The sequence below is a fragment of the Gemmatimonas sp. genome (assembly GCF_036405635.1).
Classification (GTDB): domain Bacteria; phylum Gemmatimonadota; class Gemmatimonadetes; order Gemmatimonadales; family Gemmatimonadaceae; genus Gemmatimonas.
In genome coordinates this window covers 1-19,437 of the sequence record NZ_DASWXE010000111.1, presented here as the reverse complement: position 1 = coordinate 19,437, position 19,437 = coordinate 1, and the positions used below count along the sequence as shown (strand labels likewise).

General features: G+C 66.1%; 20 protein-coding genes. 13 read left to right on the top strand and 7 right to left on the bottom strand.

Annotated features, from left to right (window positions below; all coding sequences use genetic code 11):
• The 7 genes from VGE27_RS09580 to VGE27_RS09550 all read left to right on the top strand — a co-directional run.
• Positions 1 to 691 (top strand): molybdopterin cofactor-binding domain-containing protein (locus VGE27_RS09580; protein ID WP_331049429.1); only part of this gene is annotated, 691 nt, incomplete at its 5' end.
• On the top strand, positions 688 to 1,248 hold the full coding sequence (locus VGE27_RS09575; protein ID WP_331049428.1) for a (2Fe-2S)-binding protein: 561 nt from the start codon (positions 688 to 690) through the stop codon (positions 1,246 to 1,248). The genes VGE27_RS09580 and VGE27_RS09575, both read left to right, overlap by 4 nt.
• An 8-nt stretch (positions 1,249 to 1,256) precedes the next feature.
• Positions 1,257 to 2,234 (top strand): DUF1080 domain-containing protein, encoded by a 978-nt coding sequence (locus tag VGE27_RS09570; RefSeq protein ID WP_331049427.1) that lies wholly within the window; start codon positions 1,257 to 1,259, stop codon positions 2,232 to 2,234.
• An 89-nt stretch (positions 2,235 to 2,323) separates the two neighbouring features.
• A complete protein-coding gene (locus VGE27_RS09565) occupies positions 2,324 to 3,064 on the top strand; it encodes a cytochrome c biogenesis protein CcdA (RefSeq protein ID WP_331049426.1) in 741 nt (246 codons plus the stop codon).
• Between the two features lie 44 nt (positions 3,065 to 3,108).
• A complete protein-coding gene (locus VGE27_RS09560) occupies positions 3,109 to 3,648 on the top strand; it encodes a TlpA disulfide reductase family protein (protein ID WP_331049425.1) in 540 nt (179 codons plus the stop codon).
• Positions 3,649 to 3,668: 20 nt separating this feature from the next.
• A complete protein-coding gene (locus tag VGE27_RS09555) occupies positions 3,669 to 4,283 on the top strand; it encodes an RNA polymerase sigma factor (RefSeq protein ID WP_331049424.1) in 615 nt (204 codons plus the stop codon).
• Positions 4,280 to 4,627 carry a zf-HC2 domain-containing protein gene (locus tag VGE27_RS09550; protein ID WP_331049423.1) on the top strand — a complete coding sequence of 116 codons (348 nt, stop codon included), beginning with the start codon at positions 4,280 to 4,282 and terminating at the stop codon, positions 4,625 to 4,627. Before VGE27_RS09555 ends, VGE27_RS09550 begins: the two co-directional genes overlap by 4 nt.
• Positions 4,628 to 4,638: 11 nt before the next feature.
• On the opposite strand, the gene VGE27_RS09545 is transcribed toward VGE27_RS09550, so the two are convergent.
• Positions 4,639 to 5,277: a DUF4126 domain-containing protein gene (locus VGE27_RS09545; protein WP_331049422.1), complete on the bottom strand. Its 639-nt coding sequence runs from the start codon at positions 5,275 to 5,277 to the stop codon at positions 4,639 to 4,641.
• Between the two features lie 58 nt (positions 5,278 to 5,335).
• Here VGE27_RS09545 and VGE27_RS09540 point away from each other — a divergent pair, with 58 nt between their 5' ends.
• Both VGE27_RS09540 and VGE27_RS09535 read left to right on the top strand, forming a co-directional pair.
• Positions 5,336 to 5,884, top strand: coding sequence for a hypothetical protein (locus VGE27_RS09540; protein ID WP_331049421.1), 549 nt, complete (start codon positions 5,336 to 5,338; stop codon positions 5,882 to 5,884).
• A gap of 39 nt (positions 5,885 to 5,923) precedes the next feature.
• The gene (locus VGE27_RS09535; protein WP_331049420.1) at positions 5,924 to 6,355 is read left to right on the top strand and encodes a DUF6524 family protein; all 432 of its coding nucleotides are present in this window, start codon (positions 5,924 to 5,926) and stop codon (positions 6,353 to 6,355) included.
• 88 nt (positions 6,356 to 6,443) lie between these two features.
• Here VGE27_RS09535 and VGE27_RS09530 read toward each other — a convergent pair whose 3' ends face one another.
• Positions 6,444 to 7,091 (bottom strand): hypothetical protein, encoded by a 648-nt coding sequence (locus tag VGE27_RS09530; protein ID WP_331049419.1) that lies wholly within the window; start codon positions 7,089 to 7,091, stop codon positions 6,444 to 6,446.
• 260 nt (positions 7,092 to 7,351) lie between these two features.
• On the opposite strand from VGE27_RS09530, the gene VGE27_RS09525 reads away from it, so the two are divergent.
• Genes VGE27_RS09525 through VGE27_RS09510 form a run of 4 tightly spaced genes read left to right on the top strand, consistent with a single transcriptional unit; the run spans position 7,352 to position 13,235 of the window.
• The gene (locus VGE27_RS09525; protein WP_331049418.1) at positions 7,352 to 9,094 is read left to right on the top strand and encodes a trypsin-like peptidase domain-containing protein; all 1,743 of its coding nucleotides are present in this window, start codon (positions 7,352 to 7,354) and stop codon (positions 9,092 to 9,094) included.
• A gap of 35 nt (positions 9,095 to 9,129) precedes the next feature.
• Complete coding sequence (locus VGE27_RS09520; RefSeq protein WP_331049417.1) at positions 9,130 to 10,428, top strand: serine/threonine-protein kinase; 1,299 nt, start codon at positions 9,130 to 9,132, stop codon at positions 10,426 to 10,428.
• Between the two features lie 24 nt (positions 10,429 to 10,452).
• Positions 10,453 to 11,400 carry a Stp1/IreP family PP2C-type Ser/Thr phosphatase gene (locus VGE27_RS09515; protein ID WP_331049416.1) on the top strand — a complete coding sequence of 316 codons (948 nt, stop codon included), beginning with the start codon at positions 10,453 to 10,455 and terminating at the stop codon, positions 11,398 to 11,400.
• Complete coding sequence (locus VGE27_RS09510; protein WP_331049415.1) at positions 11,397 to 13,235, top strand: serine/threonine-protein kinase; 1,839 nt, start codon at positions 11,397 to 11,399, stop codon at positions 13,233 to 13,235. Before VGE27_RS09515 ends, VGE27_RS09510 begins: the two co-directional genes overlap by 4 nt.
• A 76-nt stretch (positions 13,236 to 13,311) precedes the next feature.
• On the opposite strand, the gene VGE27_RS09505 is transcribed toward VGE27_RS09510, so the two are convergent.
• The 5 genes from VGE27_RS09505 to VGE27_RS09485 all read right to left on the bottom strand — a co-directional run.
• The gene (locus tag VGE27_RS09505) at positions 13,312 to 13,596 is read right to left on the bottom strand and encodes a hypothetical protein (protein ID WP_331049414.1); all 285 of its coding nucleotides are present in this window, start codon (positions 13,594 to 13,596) and stop codon (positions 13,312 to 13,314) included.
• On the bottom strand, positions 13,596 to 14,183 hold the full coding sequence (locus VGE27_RS09500) for a DUF6438 domain-containing protein (protein WP_331049413.1): 588 nt from the start codon (positions 14,181 to 14,183) through the stop codon (positions 13,596 to 13,598). Before VGE27_RS09500 ends, VGE27_RS09505 begins: the two co-directional genes overlap by 1 nt.
• Complete coding sequence (locus VGE27_RS09495) at positions 14,180 to 17,704, bottom strand: Ig-like domain-containing protein (RefSeq protein WP_331049412.1); 3,525 nt, start codon at positions 17,702 to 17,704, stop codon at positions 14,180 to 14,182. The genes VGE27_RS09500 and VGE27_RS09495 overlap by 4 nt, the downstream gene beginning before the upstream one ends.
• Positions 17,705 to 17,911: 207 nt before the next feature.
• Positions 17,912 to 18,607 carry a hypothetical protein gene (locus tag VGE27_RS09490; protein ID WP_331049411.1) on the bottom strand — a complete coding sequence of 232 codons (696 nt, stop codon included), beginning with the start codon at positions 18,605 to 18,607 and terminating at the stop codon, positions 17,912 to 17,914.
• A gap of 71 nt (positions 18,608 to 18,678) precedes the next feature.
• On the bottom strand, positions 18,679 to 19,437 hold a 759-nt coding region (locus VGE27_RS09485; RefSeq protein WP_331049410.1), incomplete at its 5' end, for a tetratricopeptide repeat protein.

Here is a 19,437-nt window from a genome sequence, read left to right as displayed (position 1 = left end):
CGCCGAAGTGACACTGGCGGTACCCGTGGGTTCATGGCGCAGTGTGGGGCATTCTCACCAGGCGTTCTTTCTCGAGTGTTTCATCGACGAGCTGGCGAAGGAGGCCGGACAGGATCCGCTCGACTATCGCCTGGCGATGCTTGAGCAGCACCCGCGTGCGGCCACCGTATTGCGCCGCGCCGCCGATGCAGCCGGGTGGGGCACACCCCTGGCGCGAGGGAAGGATGGGGCACCGCGTGCCCGTGGTCTCGCGCTGCACTGGTCGTTTGGCAGTTATGTGGCGCAGGTGGCCGAGGTGTCGCTGGACAGTGCTGGACAACCGCGAGTGCATCGGGTGGTGAGCGCGATCGACTGCGGGCTGGTGGTCAATCCGAGTGGCGTGAAGCAGCAGGTGGAGGGCGCAATCGTGTACGGCTTGTCGGCCGCGCTGCATGGCGAGATCACCATCGAGAATGGACGCGTGCGACAGGGCACCTTTCAGGAGTACCGACCGCTGCGCATCGATGAGTGTCCGGCGATGGAGACGCATCTCATCGCGAGCAGTGAGCCACCCAGTGGCGCCGGTGAAGTGGCGTTGCCACCGGTGGCGCCGGCCGTGGGGAACGCCCTTGCTGCACTCACGGGCCAGCGGGTGCGCGCGCTGCCGCTGCGCATGCCATTGAGTACGCCCGCATCGGAGTCGTCCCTGTGAGTCAGTCCGAACCGGTGCGACTGCTGGTGAATGGCCGTGAGCAGGTGGTCGCCATGCATCCGGACACGCCGTTGCTGTGGGCATTGCGCGAGTCGCTGCAGCTCATGGGCACGCGCTTTGGGTGCGGCATGGCGCAGTGTGGCGCATGCCTTGTGCATGTGGACGGTGTCCCCACGCCAGCCTGTGTCACGTCCATCGGGACGCTGACCGGACGTGTCATCACCACCATCGAAGGCGTGCAAGGTCCGGTGGTCGACGCCGTGCGCGATGCGTGGGTGAAAGCCGACCTGTCGCAGTGCGGGTACTGCCAGTCGGGACAGGTGATGGCCACCATCGCACTGCTTGGTGCCCAGCCCATGCCCACCGATGCCGACATCGATCGCGCGCTCGAGCGCAACGTCTGTCGGTGCGGGACGTATCCGCGCATTCGCGCCGCCATTCATGCGGCGGCACAACAACTCGCCGCAGCATCGACTTCGGCAACGACAACGCCAGTGCCGTCTTCGCCAACATCGTCATCACCGACGCCATCGCCCTCTACCTCACCATCATCATGAGCTTCGCCATGTTGTCCTCGTTTCGCCTCGTGCCGAGGCTCTCGCTGCGTGCGGTGGCAATGGGTGCGCTGCTGAGTGCTGCGTCGATGCTGAATGCACAGGTGCTGGAAGGGCAGGCCGGCGCGCCCATCATCGGGCGGTGGGATCTCACCGTGCAGGGCGCCAACGGCCCCTATCCGTCATGGCTCGAAGTGAGCCAGTCGGGGATCCGCACACTGGTGGGACGGTTTGTCGGATCGGGCGGCAGCGCGCGCCCTATCGCCAAGGTGGAGTTTGCGAACAACACCATGCGTTTTGCGATTCCGCCGCAATGGGATGCCGAACCGAACGACCTCCGCATCGAGGCCACGTTCGCCGATGACCGTCTCAGCGGTACGCTCACCACGCCACGCGGTGAATCACACCGCTTCGTGGCGGTGCGCGCGCCGCTGCTGCGCCGAACCGCGGCACCGGTGTGGGGCACGCCCGTGACGCTCTTCGACGGCAAGTCGATGGACGCGTGGGCCCCACTCGCCGGCACCAGTCGGTGGTCGATCATGGATGGGGTGCTCACCAACAGTCGGTCGGGCGCCAATCTCGCCACGAAGCAGCACTACACCGACTTCAAGCTGCACCTCGAATTCCGCTATCCGAAGGGCGGCAACAGCGGCGTGTATCTGCGCGGTCGTTACGAAGTGCAGGTCGAAGACAACGGCGACCTCGAACCCACGCCGGTGCATCTGGGTGGCATCTACGGCTTCCTGACGGCAAACGAGAACGTGTCGAAGGGGCCTGGTGTCTGGCAGACGTACGACATCACGCTCATCGGGCGTCGCGTGACCGTGGTGCTCAACGGCAAGACGGTCATTGCCGACCAGACCATTCCCGGCATCACCGGCGGTGCGCTCGACAGCAACGAAGGACAGCCGGGTCCCATCTACCTGCAGGGCGATCACACCGCCGTGGAATACCGCAACATCATCATCACCCCCGCGCGCGCGCCGTAACGCCGGTGGGAACTCCCGGAGCTCGTCGCGTATAGGTGCACCGTCCGCTCTTCACTCTGCGGCCGACGTTCACTGCACGCAAAGAGTCCATGGCGCTTCCCGATGTAGGCAATTTGCTGAGCACCCAGTCCTGGCTGACCTACCCGGCGGTGTTCGCCGGTGGTGTGCTGACCAGTCTCACGCCGTGCATCTACCCGATGATTCCCATCACGGCGGCGGTCGTCGGTGGTCAGCAGGTGGGTACCCGAGGCACACTGCAGGGGTCGACGCGCTGTGTCGCGAAACAGCGCGCCTGGACGCTTACACTGGCGTACGTCTTCGGACTGGCGCTGTCGTATGCAGCGCTGGGCCTGCTGGCCGGCATGACGGGAGCGCTGTTCGGTGCGGTGAGTACCAATCGCTGGTTATTGCTGGCGATGGCCAATCTGCTCGTGGTTTTCGCGTTGATGATGTTCGACGTGATCGCCGTGCCGGTGCCCACCTCGTGGCTCCAGCGCGCGGCCTCGCTCGAGACGCGAGGTCGGGTGGTCAGCGCATTCGGTATGGGGGCTGCATCCGGTCTGGTGGCGGCACCATGCGGTGCACCGGTCATGGCCACCTTGCTCACATGGGTGGCCGCCACTCACAGCGCATGGCGCGGATTCACGTACCTGTTCGTGTTCTCGCTCGGCATGTCCTCGCTGCTTGTCGTCGTGGGACTGGCGGCCGGCGGCGCGATGCAACTGCCGCGAGCCGGTACGTGGATGGTCCGGGTGAAGACGGGATTCGGTGTCCTCATGCTCGGCATGGCCGAGTACTACCTGCTGCAGGCAGGTCAGGTATGGTTCTGACCCGCCGGCAGCACTCCGCCCCGTTCCTTCGGATGGTGCCTTCGATGATGCGTGCCCGCTGTCTCACCCTGTTCACCACTGGCCTGATCGTCCTGACGGCAGGCCTGATTGTCACGTCCGTCGCTGCCCCGGTCGCCGCCGCACAGACCGGCGGCATTGCGGTGGGTGCCATGGCCCCCTCGTTCGGCGCCCTCGAAACGCTGACCGGCTCGTCCTTCGATCCGGCATCGGTCATCGGCAAGCGCCCGGTGGTGATCGAGTTCTGGGCCACCTGGTGCCCGCTGTGCAAGAAGATCGAACCCCAGCTCGAAGCGGCGCGAGCCCGCTATGGTGAGCGCATCGCGTTCCTCGGCATCGGTGTGCCGGAGAACCAGACCCCGGAGCGTCAACAGCAGTTCGTGACGGAGCGAAAACTGTCGGGCATGTATCTCTTCGATCGCGAACACCTGGCGAGCAAGGCCTTCCAGGTGCCGCACACCTCCTACGTGGTGGTGCTCGATGCCAGTGGCAAGGTGGTGTACACCGGTGTCGGTGGTGATCAGGACATCGATGCCGCCATCCGCCGCGCCTTGCCGGCGCCCTGAGATCGGCGAGCCGCGTCTCCATGAACGACCTCCGGCAGGACGACCCACGTGACGCGCAGTTCGAACGCGACGTACTGGCGTGCCTGCCGGATGTCGCACGCTTTGCGCGATCGCTGGTGCACGACGAGGCCGGCGCTGACGATCTCGTACAGGAAACGTTCCTGCGCGCCTATCGTGGCTATGCATCCTTTCAGCCGGGTGCAGCGGTACGCCGTTGGCTCTTCGCGATCTGCCACAATGTGTGGCTACGCACGATGGAGCGTGAGCGACGCATGGTGCACACCGCCGAAGGCAACGACGCCGAACTCGAGGCGCTGGCCATGGCCCGCGAACATGCCATGGCACGTCAGGACGGCATCGATGGTTTCATCGGCAATATCGACGTGCGGCCGGCCATCCTGACGGCGATCCGCGCGTTGCCACCGGCCTTTCGCAGTGTGGTGGAACTGGTCGACGTACAGGACCTGGGATATCACGAGGCGGCGTCGGTGCTCGGGGTGCCGGTCGGCACTGTGCGATCCCGTCTGTATCGGGCACGACGTCTGCTGCAGATCGAGTTGTTGTCATTTGCCCGGGATGCGGGCGTTGTCGATCGCTCCACACCATCTCCAATCAATGATCCGGAGGCGCCGTGAAGACCCCAGAGGCGATCGTCATCGATTGTGAAGCCGCCATGCGTCGTCTGTGGGACTATCTCGACGAGGAGCTCGATGCCGCACGGCTGGCCGAGATGGAAGCACATCTTTCGAACTGCGCGGATTGTACATCACATGTGCAATTTGCGCGGGCGTTCCTGAAAGCCGTCCGTCAGGCAGCGCTGGGCGATGGTGGCAGCCGCGACCGGATCGATGACCGTGAATCGGTCGCGACTGAAGCGGCGCCTTGTGTCACGTCGGAGGGGCCTCATGAGTCAACCTCCTCTCTGAAGGCCCGTGTGGTGGCCCAACTCCAGCGAGAGGGGTTCCGCTCGGCAAGGTAGGAGCGTGGGCACTACGGCCCGCGCGGCACCCGTGGCGGCCCACCCGCTGTCACGCCGGCCTTGCGCGCCCCACGCCGGCCGAAGATCACGCCATGCACGCGGCGCGTGAAGAACACCAGCAGCAGGATCACGGCCACCAGCGTGAGCATGGGCAGGAAGATCGCCAGCGCACTCGTCACCACCGCGCTCACCAGCTCCAGCGTGGAGACCATCGGATTGCCCACTCCACCGGTGAGCGTGGTGCTCTTGAAGCGCGTGAACACCGTCGCGCCCTGCGTCATGCCCGCCGCACCGGCCGCCAGCACCACCGCGCTCCACTTGATGAGCGGCGGCAGGTCCACCACCACCGATGCCGCCGCCAGCATGCCCGCCAGCATCGCAGCCGGTGTGGCCACAATGTCGAGCAGCTGGTCGAGCCACGGGACGGCGTAGGCACCCACCTCGAGCACCGTGGCCGTACCCAGCGCCGCGAGCGCTGGTGTGCTGGCCAGCCATTCAAAGCCGGGGGACAGCGTGAGCAGGCCGGTCTTCGCAGCGACGGCGGCGGCGAGCAGTGGCACAAACACACGGAATCCGGCGGCCGCGGCGAGGCCGAGACCCACCGCCACACCCAACAGGGCCTCCGCGGAAACCGGCAACGCCACGATCATGCGTGAGAGATAGTGCCTTCCCGTTCCGGGCGCGAATCCGACAGGCTACCGTCCCAGCATGCGGATCTTTGGCTGGCTCTTCCTCGCGACGCTCTCGCTGGTGCTGATGGTGCAGCTCACCTTCCTCGGCAGGCCCCTGCATGTGCCCGAGGCGCCGGCCGGCATTGTGAGCTTTGAACTGGCGTTCACCCCCGAACGAGCAGCGGCCATCGCCGACGCCTGGCGCAAGGAAGGTGTGCTGGAGACAGCGCGGGTCAGCCTTGGACTCGATGTGGTGTTCCTGCTGATCTATCCCGCGTTCTTTGCGCTGAGTGTGGGGTTGCTCCGAACGGCTGGGCAGCGCTACGCGCCCCACGGCAGCACGTCACGCGTGCACAACCTGGGACGGCCGCTCATGTGGCTGGTGCTGCTCTGCACCCCGCTCGACGCGCTGGAGAACTATCTGCTCTGGCAGATTCTCGCGGAGGGCGCCACGCCGGCGCGGACCCTGCTTGCCGGAACCGCCGCGACGATCAAGTTCCTGTTGGTGGCAACGGCGCTGGTCTGGTGCCTGATCGCCGTGGCCCGGCGCGGTCGACAGTACGCACGTCGACCGGCTCGTTCCTAGCCGTTCCCAGTTCGTTCGTTCACCCTGACGCTCACGGTCATGGCCACTGCTCCCGGCTTCAGCGGCATCCTGATTCGCGCACTTGCCGCGCTGGTCCTCGTGTTCGCGACCTACAATCCCGAGGGGTACTCGTACTTCCACTGGGCCATCGCACCGCTGGTGCAGGATGTACAGACCGCCGGACCGGCGTCGGTGAAGTTCCTCGCCGGCATCGCGCTGCTGGCGGGATGGGCGGTGTTCCTCAACGCCACCCGCCGATCGATAGGATTGGGTGGCGCGGTCATCGTGCTCGCGATCTCGGGTGGACTGGTATGGCTGCTGCTCGACTTCGGTGTGGTGAGCGCGTCTTCTGGACGTGGCCTGACGCATGTGGTGCTGTTCTGCACCGCGATGCTGCTGGCCGTGGGCATGAGCTGGTCGCACCTGTCGCGCCGCTTGAGTGGCCAGGTGGACATGGATCCCACCGACTGACATCACCGTCGGGCGTCACCGTCCGGCCACCAATGACAAAGGGGCACCCGGCGCGGGGGCCCCTTTGTCGTTCGCGCGATGGCCGCGCTTACTTGCCCAGTCCGATGGCGAGACCGGCGCGAATCACGAGGTTCTGCCCCGTGCCGCTGGAGCCATCCACCGTAGTGTTTCCCATGCCGGGCACGTTCACTTCGACATCACCGAAGCGGATCATGCCAAACGTCGCGCCCAAGTCGAGATTCACGCGCGGCGACAGGCGAAACAGCAATCCGCCGCCGGCGTTGACCTGGCTGCCACTCGCCTTGGCCTGCACATCCACCGTCTCGCGTCCATCCGACAGCGTGAAGTCGATGGACTGGCGCAGGTACGAGAAACGCGCCGAGATGTAGGGTGCGACGAAGGCGCTGCCGACATCGATCACGCGCCGGGGCTCGAAGAAGACACCGGTCAGCTTCACCTGCTGGCCCTCGAAGCCACCTTCGGTGAGGTCGTGCGCGGAATACTGTCCGCCCACACCAAAGGACCAGACACTCGGCGTATAGCGCAGCTGCGCCTCGGCGCCCGCGCCGGGCTTGAGGCCTTCATAGGCGTCGCCATACGCGCCGACATACAGTCCCGACGCCTGGATGGACACGCGCTGCGCCGACTGCGCGGCCAGGGAGCCCGCGAGCGGGGACGCGAGGGCGCCACAGCACACGGCGGCGGCCAGCAGGGAGCAACGACGAACTGCGGACATGGACCGATCCTCGGGTTCTGGAGAGTCCGGAGAGCGCCACGCCACCATGACCGTGGATCTCCGTTCTACCAGCACACGCGTAAGACGGCCGACGAATGGCTCATCGTGGGTGCATCGAGAGAGAGAAATGGCCGCATGAGCCGTTTTCCGCGGCGATTGCGCGTGAGGAAATGAGCGATGCCAGGGACCTGTCTCCACACAGTCCGCATGCGCTCCACATCCCGGTGCCGCCCGCACCGCCTCTCATGGAGATCCAAGCAATGGAACGCGTCGTCCTCCGCCACCTCAAAGGATCGAAGGCCAGTCAGCTCGAGGAATTCCCGCTGGAGCAGTTCGCGGAACTCACTATCGGCCGCGATCCGAGCGCCGGCATCCGGTTCGATCCGGACAAGGACGATCTCGTCGGCCGTCAGCATGCCCGTATTGCCCGTGACCCGAAGGATCCATACCGCTTCACACTCACGGACCTGAACAGCCGCAATGGCACCTTCCTCAACAAGCTGCGCGTGGTGGGTGATCGTCCGCTGCAGCCTGGTGATGTGATCCAGCTCGGCGCGGGTGGTCCGGAGTTGCAGTTCGATATTGATCCGCTGCCAGCGATGTATGTGAAGGCCACGCGCCTCGACGGCCCGATGGCCGGTGTGGCAGAGACGCGCATCGGTGGTGCCGCCTCTGGTGCGGCGCCCAGCGTGAGCGGCGGCTCGGGTAACGCGCCGGCTGGAAACGGGATCGGCAAGGCGACCGTGGAACGCATGATCGGCGAGACCCGTCATCAGGGACGCCGCAACATGTACGCCGTGCTCGGCGTCGCGGCTGCGCTGATCATCGGTGTGGTGGGCTTCAACAAGGTTCAGGACGAGCGCCGCGACCAGCAGTCGGACAAGGATCGCGCGCGCATCGACAGTCTGGGCAAGGCCGGTGGACGCGCCGGTGAACTGTCGAAGCAGCTGCAGCCGGCGGAAATCGCGGCGGCACACAGCGGCGCAGTGGTGCAGGTGGACTTCTCGTGGAAGCTCACGCACCGCGGCTCGGGTGGGCAGGTCTACCACAAGCTGGTGCCGAATGTCATCAAGGCGAAAGACGGTTCGCGTCGCGCCATCGTGGACAACGGCCGTCAGATGGTACCGGCGTATGTCCAGGTGCAGAGCGGTGTGGAGCCACTCCTCACGCTCGATGCCAACTCAGGTGAACCGATCGGCGTGAGCTCGCGTGGTTCCGGCTTCGTGGTGACGTCGAACGGCTTCATCATCACGAACCGTCACGTGGCCTACAACTGGCAAACGTGGTACCGCTTCGATCCGAACGATGTGGGTCCGATCATGGATCCGCGCACCGGACAGCCAGAGCTCGATGAAGGTGGTAACCCGGTCGTGACGCGTCCACCGGGACAGTGGATCCCTTCGGAAACCAAGCAGGCCGGCCCGAAGGGGGAGATCGGCGACTTCCAGGCACGGGTGGAATACCTCTACGTGCGCTTCCCGAAGGATCCGACGCCGTTCGAAGCCAGCAACGTGCGTCCGTCGCAGCGCCACGACGTGGCCCTCATCAAGGTCGATGCGCCGCAGTCGCTGTCATATGTGAACATGGAAGACACCTACGATGTCACCCGTCAGGGCGACGCGGTGACGGTGATGGGTTACCCGGGCGTTTCGAACGAAGTGATCACTGTCATCAAGTCACGTGACATGTTCAATCGCGAAGCGCAGCAGCGCATCCTGCCCGATCCCACGCTGTCCACCGGCAACATCGGCAAGATCCTGCGTGCGGCCGATACCGAAGTGCGCGATGGCTTCATCACGCTCGCACCGGGTGGCGACACCTATCAGCTCACGGTGAACTCCACCGGTGGTGGCAACAGCGGCGGCCCGATGTTCGATGCGTTCGGCAACGTCATCGGCATCTACTTCGCCGGCAAGACCACCGATGCGCAGATCTCTTTCGCGATTCCGGTGCGCTATGCGATGGAGTTGCTCAAGATCGGCGATCCGACGGCCTCGCGCTGACCGTGGCCTGCTGAATCATCACGCCTACCGTTCCCATGTCTCCTGCTCTCATTCGACGCTCGACGATCGGACCGTACCGGGTCATCGACTTTGTCGGGGCAGGTGGCATGGGCGCGGTGTATCGCGTGATGCACCGCGACACGGGTCGCGTGGCGGCGGCCAAGGTGTTGAATGAAGCCGCTGTCGGTGGCACGGGACTGGAACGGTTTCGCAATGAAGCGCGCATTCACCAGACGCTGGTGCACCCGAATGTGGCGCGCATGTTCGAGTACCTCGAGGTGGACGGTCTCCCCTGTCTCATCATGGAGTACGTCGACGGGGAATCGCTGGACGACCGTGTGCGGCGCGAAGGGCCGCTGTCGATGGCAGAAGCCCTGCGCATATTTGCCGCATTGGCTGAAGGCGTGGCCTACGTGCACAAGAGCGGCGTGGTGCACCGTGACCTCAAGACCAACAATGTCCGCATTGCCGAAGACGGCACGGTGAAGCTGCTCGACTTCGGCATTGCCACCAGCTCCGGCGGGCCGCGACTCACCAGCACCGGCAACGTCGTGGGCACACTGCAATCCCTGGCGCCGGAACAGCTCACCACCGGACGCGCCGAACCGCGCTCGGATATCTGGGCACTGGGCATCGTCTTCTACGAGCTGCTCACGGGCACGTCGCCATTTTCGGCCAACGCACCCGGCCTGCTGGGAGAGCGCATCCTCAAGGGCAGCTACACGCCGCCATCGGTGCTGAGGGCGGTGGTTCCCCGCGATGTCGATCGCATCATCGCGCGGTGTTTACGTGTGCGTCCCGACGACCGGTATCCCGACGTCAACGCGCTGCTGGATGATGTGCGGCGACTGACGCCCAACGGGGCGCCATCAGCGCGACTGCTGCCCGGCTGGGATCTCATTTCCGAACCGTCGCTGTTGCTGGGCAAGAGTGGTGAAGTGGCACGACGCGCCTCACGGGAATGGCGCCTGCTGCTCGCCGCCGGTTCGGCGTTTGTCATGCTCGTGTTTCTGCTGGCCACGCTGCGTCCCACCGTCACCGACGATACCACCCTCCCTGTCGACACGACGCAGGGCGGCGGTGGACGCAGCGGGCCGCTTGGGGGCGTGCGCGGGATGCGGCGCGTGACCATCCGTGTGCTGGAAGGGGACGCTGCCGTGTATCGCGACGGGGTGCAGTTGGGCACCACCCCGTACCAGCTGGAAGCACCGATCGGCACGGAATTTTCGCTCATGCTGCGCCGCACTGGCTGCGATGACACCCCGATCCGGCTTCGCATCACCGAAGGGCTCGACGCCGTGATGGAGAGCATGCGGCGATGCAGAGCCCCCTGAACTGAACTTTCGCTGAGCGCTGTCATGTCGCTACTGCAAACCGTCGTGGGCTGGTTCTCCGGCACGACTCCCTCTTCGCGTGTGCACACTGGTACACATTCCACCGGCCGTGATACGCTACGCGACACCAACGACCAGCGTCGAGTGGTGGCCGCTTCGGCGCCGTGGCAGCTCGAGACCGGCACCGCCACCGATCCGGGGTGTGTGCGTGAGTTGAACGAGGACGCGTTGTTGCTGCGTGTGCCCGATTCCGCCGATGCGATGCGTCGTCATGGATTGCTCGCCGTGGTGTGCGACGGCATGGGTGGTCACGAGGCGGGCGAAGTGGCGAGTGCGCTGGCGCGCGACACCATCGCCGCGTCGCTCGAAGCCGATGATACCCAACTCCCCGATGCGCTCGTGCACGCCATCAAGGCCGCCAACGGCGCGATCTTCGATGCGGGCCGGCGCCAGTCCGCGCTGCGTGGCATGGGCACCACCTGCTGCGCGCTCGTGCTGCGCGATGGCGCGGCCTGGTGCGCCCATGTGGGCGACTCGCGCTGCTACCTGTTGCGCGACGGCGACCTGCTGCTCATGACGGAAGATCATTCGGCGGTCATGGACATGGTGCGCCGCGGAATCCTGTCGCTGGAAGAGGCGCGACACCACCCCGACAAGAATGTCATCTCGCGCGCGTTGGGCAGTCACGCGGAGATTGAAGTGGGCAGCTGGAGTCACCCATTCGTGGTGCAGCCCGATGATGCCTTCCTGCTCTGCTCCGATGGTCTGTACGACCTGGTGAGTGACGAGGATATCCGCACCACGATGCTGCACGGCACACCGCACGCGCAGGTGGCCTGCGACCGCCTGATCGCGCTGGCCCGTGAGCGGGGTGGACTCGACAACATTTCAGCCGTCATTGTGCAGCTGCGCGCCGACCACCGGCCCGCGTCCGCTCCGGGAGCGACACGCGCGATCGAGATCGTGCGATGATTGGACGGGAGGTGGGGAACTACCGCATCCTCGATCGTATCGGCGATGGCGGCATGGGCAGTGTGTACCGCGCCGTCGATCGCATGCTCGACCGTGAAGTGGCGATCAAGGTGCTGCGCGCTGATCTCACGCGAAAGGAGTCGCTGGTCGAGCGGTTCAAACAGGAGGCGAAGGCGCTGGCCCGCCTGAGCCATCCGCGCATTGCCACGCTGCATGGCCTCGAGCAACACGGCGACGAGTTGTTCATGATCATGGAGTTCGTGCGTGGCGATACGCTCGAAGCCATCGTGGAACGCTCGGGGCGTATCACCTGGCCACGGGCCTGCGAGCTGTGCATGGCCGTGCTCGACGCACTGGATCATGCGCACGACATGGGTGTGGTGCATCGCGACATCAAGCCGGCCAATGTCATGCTGGCGCACAATGGTGCCGTGAAGGTGATGGACTTTGGCATTGCCCGCATGCTGGGGCGCAGCCGGCAGACTCAGGTGGGCCACTCGGTGGGCACACCCATGTACATGGCCCCCGAGCAGTTGCGTGGGCACGAAGTGGACGCCCGCACCGACATCTATGCGGTGGGTGCCGTGCTGTTCGAGCTGATCACCGGACGCATGGCGTTCGATGCCGACTCGGACTACGCGCTCATGATGAAGAAGCTGAACGATCCCCCACCACCGGCCAGTGAGTTCGTGCCGGATGTGCCGAACATCGTGGATGCGATCGTGTTTCGTGCGATGGCCAATGAACCGGCGCATCGTTTCCCCAACGCGATGGCGTTTTCGCAGGAACTGGCCCGTGCCATCGAAGCTGCGCCAGCCAGTGCACGCCCGAACGCCGCGAAGCGCTCGACGCCCGCACCGGAAACGCGATTGGCCGTGGACACACCGTCCCATGCCATCGCCGATGATGCACCAGCCACGCGCGACCCACGTGGGCCGGTGGAGACCCGTTTGGCGCCGCCCAAGGCCACGGTGGTGCAAGCGTCCGATATCGCCGAAACGCGCGTTGTCGTGGAGACCAGCGAGCACGCACGTCCTGATGCGATGGCGGCCAGTGCATCGGATGCGAGGCCGCGCTGGACAGACTGGCGGGTGTATGCATCAGCAGGCGCTCTGTTTGCGGCGGTGGCCGTTGGCGTGCGCCTCGCACGTACCGAGCCGGAAAAACCCGTCAAGCCGACCGGTGATTCCACCATCGTGGCCCCGTTGGGACCGGTCACACCCGCGTCATCGAATGCCGGTGAAGATCTCGCGTCATTGCGGGTGCCGGCGGCTTCCGGGCCCGTCTCACCGCCCGTGGCGACTCCACCCGCGCAGCCTGCGCCACGACCGACCCCACCACCCGCGGCGGACAAACGTCGTGAGCGCGATACGCCACCGTCATCGCGCGATCGTGGTACTGGCGACGAACGCTCCACACCGCCGCGCCCGGAGCCGCCCCGCGAGGTCGTGGACGCCCCCACGCCGGTCACGCCAGCACCGGCTCCTGTGGAGAACGCCGCCGCCACACGGGATGCCATTCGCGCTGCGCTGGTGAACGCCCTGGGTGATCTGGCCCAGCCCTCGGGTGCCGAATCGCTGCTACAGGGCGGCGCAAAGAGCGATTGGGTATCGCTCGCCCGCGAAGGCCGTGTGTCGGCCGGCGCTCCGCAGGGTCTCGACATCTCCGTGCAGGGCGCGCAGGCCACCGCCACGTTTTCGTCCGACGTAAATGTCCGCTCGCCATTCGGCGCCAATCGTCGTCGCTCGGCGCAGTTCACCGCCGAAATGCAGCGTGATGGCAATCGGTGGCGTGTGACCAGTGTGCGTCCGGCCAGCGGATTGTCGCTCAAGTAGCGCTCAAAGCCCAAAGCAAAACGGAGGACGTTGCCCAATTCGGCAACGTCCTCCGTCTTTTGTACCGTCTCGCTTCTTACTTGCTGCGCGCCGCGGGGGTGGCCGCCTTGGCCTTGGCCGCTGGCTTCACGACCGGCGGTGCCGGCGCCTTGGCAATCGCCGCCGTGGTGGCGCTGCGTGTGCTGGTGTTCACGTCACGCGCCGCCGCCGGCTTCTGCCGTGCGGCAGCCAGCTTCTGCTTGGGATGCTTCTGTACGTGCGCACCCACCGCGTTGACCGAAGCCGCGCCGCTCACCGGCGCCGCACTGGCCGGTGGCTGCACCAGTGCCAGGATGAGGACCAGCGTCGTATTGAGCAGCATCAGCGATCTCCTCCGGGTCCCACGACCCAGGTGGGGGTCCGGGCGATGCTGTCCACCGCCACGGCCAGTTGACGAATGATGGGAGGCGCACCGGTGCATCCCGTATCGAGACGCACCGTGCGCGTTTTCGCGCCATCGCGGAACGACAGGAAAATGCTCGGGCCGTCGGTCATGAACTGACCGCAGCCCGGCGCTTCGTGCACATACAGACTGTCCTTGATACCGGCGAAGTCGGCCTGGAACCGGCGCGTGAGCGCGGCCACGTCGGATGCCGGCACACTGCCCTTGTGAATGCCCATGCTCTGCACATGCTGGCGTCCATCGAAGTGCACCGCGCCATCGGCGAACAACGCCACCGCATACACCGGACAACGCCCGTAACACGGACCGCGCTCGAGCATCAGCACGGCCGGTGACGTGGTGCCGGCGCTCTGCGCTGGAGCAGGCGTTGGAGCAGGCGCCGGCTGCGCGGTGGCGGTCTCCCCCGCCGGCTGCTGTTCAGCAGCCGGCGTACGGCACGCGGTGGCGAAGCACACCACCAGGGCCAGACGGGCCACGCGGCCCGTCACCACTTGCATGATCTTCATCGACGCAGGGCTCCCGTGGCGGCATCGATCACGAGCCGCGTGCTCTTGGTGCCATCCGACACGTGCAGATCGAGACCGGCGAGCGATCCGAACTGCGTGAGGTCGAGCGTGCCGGTGCGCGCCAGGGCCACCACTTCACCCGTCGCACGATTGCGCACCATCACGGCCGGTGATACCGCCGGCGACCACGTGAGTTCAGTCTTGCCGCCGCTGCGGCGCAACTGCGCGAGCGCATTCACCGGCGCGGCCGCTGTGCTGCCCGCATCGGCCGCCACCGCAAGGGCGCTGGTGCGCACCGCACTGCGCGCCGACCCGAACGATCCGGTGGCTTCGCGCACCACCAGACGAGCGAGCTTCTGCTGCGTCGCTTCGCTCATCGGTACGGCCACCACGAACGCGTCCTGGTCGCTGCGAGCATCATCAACCCGATACGGCGTGAAGCGCCACGTGAACACCGTCCGGTTGTTCGCATCGAACCCTTCGATGACGTGCGTGCCGCGCGCATCCGCCGCGGCTGGCGAAGTCGTCATGGAGAACGCCGGGTCGAGCGTGATGCCACTAGCCGAAATACCACCCGATACCAGCAGGGCACGTGTTGGTGCCAGCAGGTTGCCCACGCCGTTCGGGTTGGCCTGACGGAAGTCCATCACCTTGCGGTAGTTGTACGCGCTCACCCACTGATTCGGGCAGTACGTCATGATGTCGTTCACGACCGGTCCCTTGATCGCGTTGCCACCGAACGTGTCCATGCCGTACACGCCGATACGTCCATCCGAGAACGGATAGTTCGGGTCGGGGCCAGCCGCGCCACCACACGGGGCGTGACGCAGTCCCATGGTGTGACCCATCTCGTGCGCAAACGTCAGCCGGCTTTCGCCCGGTCCGAAATCTGAGCCTTCGTCCACACCGATGGCCGTGCGCGCCGGAATGCCATTGGCCAGACCGAGCACGCCGCTCGTGCCGCGCGTGCGCACAAGACCGTAGTAGTAGTGCGCGCCACCTTCCGCCTGCCGCACGATCTCCACGTCACGCACCAGACGAATCCAGTCGTCGAAGTTCTGCGAGCCAATCGTATAGTCGATCACCAACGGCGTGCGCAGCGTCGCGTTGATCACTTCGAACGGCCAGATCGACCGGAAGATGTTGAACAACGAGTTGTTGGCAACGCCGATCTGACCATTGCGGCTCTGCTGCACCGGCACCAGACGGATGGCCATCGGCGGCACTGACACCACGTTGAGCGGCATCGTGCCAACGGTCGGGAACACATTGTCCGTCTCGTTCGCTTCCGACACGAGGTTGTTCGGATCCACATCGGCAAGCAGTGACACACCCGCCTTGACCATCGCGGCCGTGATCGGGAAGTCCGCCGAGCAGCAGCTCTCGTCCAGTGTAGACGTGGGCGTTGCGGTGGCATTGAAGGTGGCGATGGCCGCGCCACCTTCGATCACCCGAAGACGCACCTGCACCGCACCCAGGCCCAGCCGGCTGCTGCGTACAAACACGCGCGCGACCGCCTGACGATTGGCCACCAGCGGAATGCGGCCGTCGGCCTGCTGCACCGACTGCACCACATACATGCCCGACACGTCGAGATTCACGCTGCCATCGGTGGCCGCCACGGTCACCGCAATCGTGCCGGCGCGACGCGGGTCGGCCTGCGAGATGGCGGAGATCGTCGCCGTACCCGGCGTCAGCGCGCGCACCACACCATCGGTAGACACCGTCGCCACGTTGGTGTTGCTACTCTGCCAGATGACGGCCGTGTTGGCCGAACCGGTCACCGTGGTACGGGCCGACTGCGTCTGACCAGGCACCAGCGCCATCACCGAGGGCGTCACCGCCACATTCACGGTGGAGTTGGGGGCCACCGTCGCGCTGAGCTGGTATGCGCCCGTCTCACCCGTGTTGTACGTCGTGGTGTTGATGATGTACGTGCCCGCCGGCAGCGTCGCGAGAATGCGCGCGTTGCGGCTGGTGCTCGACACATCGTCATTCTCGGCCACCACCGCACCCGTCGCCGCGTTCTGCAGGATCAGGTACGAATCCACCGCCGTGCTGGTCATGTCGATCTGCACTGACGTGGTGGTGGTGAGGCTCAGCGCGGTGCGATGCAGGTACCGCGCGGGGCCGCCGCCATCCGACAAGGCACAGTCTGACGTGGCGAGCGTGTTGATCACCGACTGACCCAGCGTGAGCGTGCGATTCACACCGCACGGATCAACCGCCTGCGCCACCGTGAAGCGATAGGCGCCCGTCTGGCCGGGATATCCGGTCGCCAACACCGTGTAGCGGCCCGGCGCGAGGGAGACCTCGAGCGATGCATCGGTGCCTGTACCGCTGTCATCGTCCTGCGCGACCACGTTTTCATTCTGGTCGAGCACCACGGCCACCGCATCGAACGCCGTGCTGGCCACTTCTACGCGGTACAAACCACGTGTCGCCACGGTGATGTCGTAGCGATCCTGGTAGCTGCCGTCGTTCATGCGGCAGGCCGTCGTGGCGAGATTCGCACTGAGCGTCGTGGGCACCGCCGTCTGGCGACCGGTGGTGCACACTGCCGGGGCGTTGCGCAACGTGAGCTGATAGGTCCCGTACGTGCGCGGCTCATACACGTTGGCGATGATCTCGTAGCGGCCCGCCGGCAGCGTGCGCATGATGCGCGCGTTGCGCCCGCTGTCGCCGTCGTCGTCTTCCACGATGACATTGAGCGCCGAGTCGACCAGGAAGAGATAGGAATCCAGCGTGGCGCTGGACATCAGAATCTCCACCTTCGTGCGCGCGGCGAGCGTGAACGAATAACGCTGCAGCGCCGTGGTGTCGCTCAGCACGCAATCGTTCGCCGTGAACGTACCGTTCACCGTCTGCCCCACCGGCAGTGCACGCACGACATTGCAGGGATCGGGAGCCACCGTGATGGCCGCCGTCCCGGTGATGCCTTCGCTGGTGGCGCTGATCGTCGCCGAACCGGGCGCCACAGCGGCCACGAGGCCGGTGGCCGACACACTGGCGATGGTCGGCGCCGAAGAGCTCCATGTCACCGTACGGCCCGTGATCGCCGCACCCGCCGCATTGCGCGGTGCCGCCGACAGCTGCACTGGCGCGCGACCCATCGTCACCGTCGCCGTGGTCGGGGTGACTGCCACCGCGGCAACGGCCGACCGCACCACCACGGCAGCACTGCCACTCACCGAGCCAATCGCCGCCGACACCGAGGTCACGCCGTCGGTGACACCGGTGACCACGCCCGTCGCCGACACCGTCGCGACCGCCGGATTGGAGCTGGTCCACACCACTGATCGCCCGACGATGGCCGTGCCGTCGGCCTCGCGCGCGGTCGCGGTCAGATTGGAGGACTGGGCCGGCTGCACGGTGACCGTGGCCGGCGTGACCTCCACCGACGCCACGACACGCGGCGCTGCGGCTTCGCCGCCACCGCACGCGGTCATCACAGCCAAGGCAGCCAGCAGTGGCGTCACGCGCCACGCCGTACCGCCCGCAACTACGCGCATCGCCCTCATGAACCGACTCCGCTGGTTCGGTGGTGAATGAAGTGGACGGTGGCCCGCCCCGGACTCGTGGATCGCCCCCGGCTGCTGCGCCGGCCGACGTATGACATGCATTCCGTGCTCCTCTGGTGACAGGTTCCCGTCATTCACGCGTAGAAGTGTGTGGTGGTGGATCATTTCGCAAAGGTGGTCGGCGAATTGGTGCCCGATGATGGGCGCCTACCCAGCCACCAGCATCGCCGACGCCAGGGCTTGCCCGCTGCGGCGCTGCCTCGCGGTGGCGATGAGGGCGTCGCAGGCAACCTGCGGGTGATGGTCACCCGTCAGGTCGACCCCGATCAACTGCGCCATCGCCTCCGGCCCTTCACCGAGCACGGCCCGGGTACAGAGCAGGAAGCGGTCGTCAGCATCTACCATGAAAGGCTGGGCCCACGTCACCGCCACCGCATGGGACAGCGGCGCGGTCACCGTGTCGCCCGAGAGTCGGTAACGATCGCGTCCACGCAGCAGGTAGAGCGGCGCGCTGCCAACGAAGGCGCCACTGGCCATGCCCTGATGCAGCAGGAGGACGGCCCCGCTCACCGTCACGCCGCGCATGAAGCGCTGCCGCCGCGCCGCGCCGCGCACGGCATCGCACCCGGCCTCCAGCGCGCGCACGAGCCATCCGTCGCGCGGAGGCGTCTCGCGGGCAAAGTGGCTGGCCAGCGTCTCCAGCATCAGGCGGGACGCCAGACTGGCGCCGGGCGCACCGCGGCATTCCACCACCATCGCGAGCACGCCACGCGCGCCCAGGGCCTCTGGCGTCACCGGACGAATGACGCGGGCCTGGGCCTCATGCCGAGGGTCAGCCCCGGCGTCGACACTCACACCCGCCAGCACGCGTGCGTCGACACTCTCCCATTCGATCGACTCCATACCAACACACGCGGGATTCAGGCGCCAATTGGCTCATGCCAATTGGCTCATGCCTGAGCGCGGGCCTTTCCTCAGGCCCGCTCGCGCCAGCGTTTGGCTTCGGCTGCGCGGCCGGTGGCTTCGTACAATTCGGCCAGTCGCGTTGCCACCCGCTTGGTGACGAGAGCATCGGCGCCGCGCGCCTCAACGAGCCGGTCGTACGCGCCGCGCATCAAACGCTCCCCCTCGGCATGACGCCCACGCCGGCCCAGATGATAGCCGTACACGGCTTCAGCATTGGCAATCGCCCAGTGTTCCGCGGGCAGGAATTTGCGCCGCTGCTCCAACGCCATGACGAGGAAGGTGTCCGCCGCCGCAAACTGCCGGAGCGAATCGAGGGCGAGCCCAAGAGCCTGCAGCGCGGACCCGGTGGTGGCATCGGCTTCTGGCATTCCCTTGCCCACCTGGGCCACCACTTCGCGCGCTGCGGTGATCGTGCCCGGCATGTCGTTCGCGGCGTAGCGCAGCTGCGCGAGCATCGAGGTGGAGCGCAGCGTCTCGTAGTGATTGGGCCCGGCCGCGCCGCGCAGCACCTGGATGGACTTGTGAATGAGCGTGTCGGCACGCGCCTTCTGCCCCATCTCATCCACCAGCGAAGCGTACGCGCGCAGCAGGTTGCCCATGTTGAACGAGCCGGGACCATGCACACGCGATTCCACATCCATCGCTTCCACCAACAACGTCTCGGCCTTCGCGAACTCGCCCTTGTACGTGTACGACACCGCCACGTTGTTGAGCGTGTACGGCAGCGCGGCCAGACTGTTGGAATCGTCCTTGATCGTGCGGCGCAG

Coding starts and splice junctions, on each gene's coding strand:
- VGE27_RS09570 (WP_331049427.1), top strand. CDS start 1,257: ATGTTGTCCTCGTTTCGCCTCGTGCCGAGGCTCTCGCTGCGTGCGGTG.
- VGE27_RS09565 (WP_331049426.1), top strand. CDS start 2,324: ATGGCGCTTCCCGATGTAGGCAATTTGCTGAGCACCCAGTCCTGGCTG.
- VGE27_RS09560 (WP_331049425.1), top strand. CDS start 3,109: ATGATGCGTGCCCGCTGTCTCACCCTGTTCACCACTGGCCTGATCGTC.
- VGE27_RS09555 (WP_331049424.1), top strand. CDS start 3,669: ATGAACGACCTCCGGCAGGACGACCCACGTGACGCGCAGTTCGAACGC.
- VGE27_RS09545 (WP_331049422.1), bottom strand. CDS start 5,277: ATGATCGTGGCGTTGCCGGTTTCCGCGGAGGCCCTGTTGGGTGTGGCG.
- VGE27_RS09540 (WP_331049421.1), top strand. CDS start 5,336: ATGCGGATCTTTGGCTGGCTCTTCCTCGCGACGCTCTCGCTGGTGCTG.
- VGE27_RS09535 (WP_331049420.1), top strand. CDS start 5,924: ATGGCCACTGCTCCCGGCTTCAGCGGCATCCTGATTCGCGCACTTGCC.
- VGE27_RS09530 (WP_331049419.1), bottom strand. CDS start 7,091: ATGTCCGCAGTTCGTCGTTGCTCCCTGCTGGCCGCCGCCGTGTGCTGT.
- VGE27_RS09525 (WP_331049418.1), top strand. CDS start 7,352: ATGGAACGCGTCGTCCTCCGCCACCTCAAAGGATCGAAGGCCAGTCAG.
- VGE27_RS09520 (WP_331049417.1), top strand. CDS start 9,130: ATGTCTCCTGCTCTCATTCGACGCTCGACGATCGGACCGTACCGGGTC.
- VGE27_RS09515 (WP_331049416.1), top strand. CDS start 10,453: ATGTCGCTACTGCAAACCGTCGTGGGCTGGTTCTCCGGCACGACTCCC.
- VGE27_RS09510 (WP_331049415.1), top strand. CDS start 11,397: ATGATTGGACGGGAGGTGGGGAACTACCGCATCCTCGATCGTATCGGC.
- VGE27_RS09505 (WP_331049414.1), bottom strand. CDS start 13,596: ATGCTGCTCAATACGACGCTGGTCCTCATCCTGGCACTGGTGCAGCCA.
- VGE27_RS09500 (WP_331049413.1), bottom strand. CDS start 14,183: ATGAAGATCATGCAAGTGGTGACGGGCCGCGTGGCCCGTCTGGCCCTG.
- VGE27_RS09495 (WP_331049412.1), bottom strand. CDS start 17,704: ATGAGGGCGATGCGCGTAGTTGCGGGCGGTACGGCGTGGCGCGTGACG.
- VGE27_RS09490 (WP_331049411.1), bottom strand. CDS start 18,607: ATGGAGTCGATCGAATGGGAGAGTGTCGACGCACGCGTGCTGGCGGGT.